This window comes from Trebonia sp., assembly GCF_030042015.1.
In the GTDB taxonomy this organism is placed as follows: domain Bacteria; phylum Actinomycetota; class Actinomycetes; order Streptosporangiales; family Streptosporangiaceae; genus Trebonia.
Window position 1 is genome coordinate 1 of record NZ_JASIAL010000197.1, and the last position, 3,338, is coordinate 3,338.

The window sequence follows — 3,338 nt, forward strand, 5'->3', positions numbered from 1 at the left end:
GGCCCCAGCCGCCCCGGCCCCGGCGCGTCGCCCTGTCATGACGGTCGCGCCGCCGTCGCCCCCGCCGGCCGCGCCGCCCGCGCCGGCCGGGGACGAGCCTGACGAGGTGCCCGCGTGGGCGACCAAGGCTCTCGAGCAGCTGCTGACCGTGACCTACTGGCTCGACCCCGGCGAGCAGGGAGAGCCGTTCAGCACCACGGTCAGGTTCACCGGCCAGCGGACGGACGTGTCCGGGAAAGCGCGCCCTGGCGACACGTTCACGCACGAGGAGACCGTCGAGGCGGTCCTCCCCGGAAGCGGCCCCGTCGCGATCACCGCCGAGGTCCGCGGAATCACCCCGGGGACCTGGTCGGTCACCGCGCGGCCGGTCACCCGCGCCGTCGCCGGGCGGACCCAGCCAAGCCCGCGGCCGGAGGCGGCCGCCTCCGGCCGGGTGCCGTGGCCGCGGCGGGTAGCGGTCCCCGCCGATCCGCGGGGGACGGTCCGCACCACCATCCTGCTGCGGTCGAAGGTGCCAGGGATCATCCGGTACGCCTACGCGATCTTGGTGTCCCTCGGCGTCCTCGTCGGCCTCGGCATCGAGGCGCTGCTGCTTTCCACCGCTGATTACACGTTGCTGCGCCCGATGTTGTTCTCGGCGGGCGCGGTCGCGGCCGGCGTCGTCGGCGGGAAGACCTGGTACGCGGCGGTGCACCAGGGCAAGAAGTGGGACGGCTGGTGTATCCAGGGATTCGTCGCCGGCGCCGCGGTGGTGGTCGCCGCCGTGGCGATCGCCGGCCCCGGCCTGCCGAAGGGCGCCTTCCTCGCCGCTGCCACCCCCGCCCTGCTGATCGGCATGGGCATCGGCCGGCATGGTTGTTTCTGGGCGGGCTGCTGTACCGGGCGCGTGACAACGTCCCGCTGGGGGGTCTGGTCGTCGGACCGGCGGCTGGGCTGCCGCCGCATGCCCGTGCAGCTGCTCGAAGCCTGGACGGCGCTGACCGTCGGCGTGGTGTCGCTCATCGTCGTGCTGCTCGCGGGCCTGCCCAGGTCCGGTCCCGTGGCCGTCGCCGGGCTCGCCGCCTACACGCTGATCAGGCAGGCCATCCTCGGCCTTCGGGACGAGCCGCGGCAGTGGCGCTACGGTCGCCCCGTCACCGCGGCGCTCGCGGCCATCGCGCTGATCGTCGGCATTGTGCTCTTCGCCGTCGCCTAGCCGGCCAGCCGGGGGTGACCTCGGGCCTGCCGTCGTGCTGTGATGGATCGCGAATAGCCGATCCCAGCACGGGACCGACACGTGGAGGAAAGACACGTGGAAGTGATCAACCATGGCCTGTCCGGGCGGACGATCGTCGTCACCGGGGCCGCGCGCGGCCAGGGCGCTGCCGAGGCCGAGCTCCTGGTCCGGGCCGGGTCGCGAGTCATTGGCGCGGACATCCTGGACGACGAGGGCGCGGCCCTGGCGAAGCGCCTCGCCGCCGCTGGTCCTGGCCGAATGGAATACCGCCATCTCGACGTGAGCCGCGAGGAGGACTGGGCCGGGCTCGGCGATTACCTGACCGCGGCCGGCGACCCGCTGCACGGCCTCGTCAACAACGCCGGCGTCCCCTACCGGGTCCGGCTGCTCGACATGGACACGGCGGAATGGAACCGCATCCTCGCGGTCAACCTGACCGGCGCCATGCTCGGCATCCGCACGCTAGCTCCGCTGATGCCGGACAACTCCGGCGCCTCCATCGTCAATATCGGCTCGATCGCCGGGCTGACCGCCCATTTCGCCGTCGCCTACACGGCGGCCAAGTGGGGGCTGCGGGGCCTGACCAAGGTCGCGGCGCTCGAGCTCGCGCCCCGCGGGATCAGGGTGAACATCGTGCACCCGGGCCCCATCGACACGCCGATCCTGGACGGCGCGAACCCGGTCTTCCTGCGGGCTTCGATGGAGCAGACGCTCCTGCTCCGCAACGGCCGGCCGCAGGAGGTGGCCGAGGTCGTGGTCTTCCTGCTCTCTGACCGCGCCTCCTACATCACCGGGGCGGAAATCCCCGTCGACGGCGGGCACAGCTCTCACGGCGGCACCAAGTCCATCGTCGACGCCATCGACCGCGCGGACGCCGCGACGGCCGCGACGGCCGGGACGGACCGGTAACCGCGATGCCGAACCTGCCCGGGGGCTAAGCTCAGCCGCTGTGAACCCTGTTACGGAACCCGCCGGGAACTTGCGCCTCGTCGTGGGCTTTGACGGGTCGCCGCCCGCCACCCGGGCACTCGACGCCGCGGTTGGCCTGCTGTCCGGCCGCCCCGGCGAAATCATCGTGCTGTACATCGCGCACCTGGCCGCCGTCGACATGCTGTCGGCCGATGCCATAGCCGAAGTGGAAATCGGCTTCGACGAGGTCGAGCGCGACCTGCGCGCCCAGGCCGGGGAGCAGCTGCGCGGGCGGGAAGAGCGCTGGAAGTTCGAGCGGCGCCAGGGGTTGATCCCGGAAGAGCTGATCGCGGCCGCCGTGCACGTTCGCGACGCGCACGCCGACGACATCACGGCGATCGTGGTCGGGAGCTCGTCCAGCGCCATGCACCGCGTTGTCGGCTCCGTCGCCGTCAGCCTGGCCCGCCGGTCGCCGGTGCCCCTGGTGGTCGTGCCCTAGCACGGCCCTATTGCAATCTCGGAAGTTGAGGGGCCGCGTCGCCGCTCCCTCGGGTGCACGTCACCTGGCCAGCCGATGTGGGTGTGAGCAGTGCGGCAAGGGCGTGCCGGGCTGGCCGGGGCGCGGGCGGCTGTCCGGCGGCCGTCTCAGATTGTGGGACGGCATCGGGAACTTAGGACCCGGGCCGCAGGTTTATTGTCCGTTTTATGCCGATTTCCGGATGCCGCTCGGGTCCTATCTTGGCCAGCGCCCGCGGACCGCGCCCGGTATGGGTGATTTGTCCGCCGCTGCGTGTGCAAGCGGTCGCAGGGAAAGGGTCTGAGGCTTGCCGCCGGTCCACTCGACGAACTGACCGGACGGAGCGTGCTGACCGGCCTAGTCCGGCACCGACAGCGACAGCCCGAACTGCCCGGCCGGGTCGGTCCACCAGGAGCGCAGCGCGAACCCGGCCGCGGCCAGCTCACGCTCGACCCCGGCGCGGCGGAATTTCGCGGACACCTCGGTGCGCATCTCCTCACCGGCCGCGAACGCGACGGTGAGCCCGATCGCCGGCACGCGCACCCGCTGGCCGGCCGTCGAGCGCAGCCGCATCTCGATCCACTCGGCGGCCGCGTCCCAGACCGCGACGTGCTCGAACGCGTCCAGGTCGAAGTCCGCGCCCAGTTCGGCGTTGAGCACGGCGAGGACGTTCTTGTCGAACGCGGCGGTCACCCC

General features: G+C 72.3%; 4 protein-coding genes. 3 read left to right on the plus strand and 1 reads right to left on the minus strand.

The features are described 5' to 3' along the window. The 3 genes from Q1N79_RS10085 to Q1N79_RS10095 all read left to right on the plus strand — a co-directional run. A partial coding sequence (locus Q1N79_RS10085; RefSeq protein ID WP_300607311.1) for a prolipoprotein diacylglyceryl transferase family protein occupies nucleotides 1-1,195 on the plus strand: 1,195 nt, incomplete at its 5' end. A gap of 96 nt (nucleotides 1,196-1,291) precedes the next feature. After that, nucleotides 1,292-2,125, plus strand: coding sequence for an SDR family NAD(P)-dependent oxidoreductase (locus tag Q1N79_RS10090; RefSeq protein ID WP_300607313.1), 834 nt, complete (start codon nucleotides 1,292-1,294; stop codon nucleotides 2,123-2,125). A gap of 40 nt (nucleotides 2,126-2,165) precedes the next feature. After that, nucleotides 2,166-2,624: a universal stress protein gene (locus Q1N79_RS10095; RefSeq protein WP_300607316.1), complete on the plus strand. Its 459-nt coding sequence runs from the start codon at nucleotides 2,166-2,168 to the stop codon at nucleotides 2,622-2,624. A 375-nt stretch (nucleotides 2,625-2,999) separates the two neighbouring features. On the opposite strand, the gene Q1N79_RS10100 is transcribed toward Q1N79_RS10095, so the two are convergent. Next, nucleotides 3,000-3,338: L-histidine N(alpha)-methyltransferase (locus tag Q1N79_RS10100; protein ID WP_300607319.1), on the minus strand; the 339-nt coding region annotated here is incomplete at its 5' end.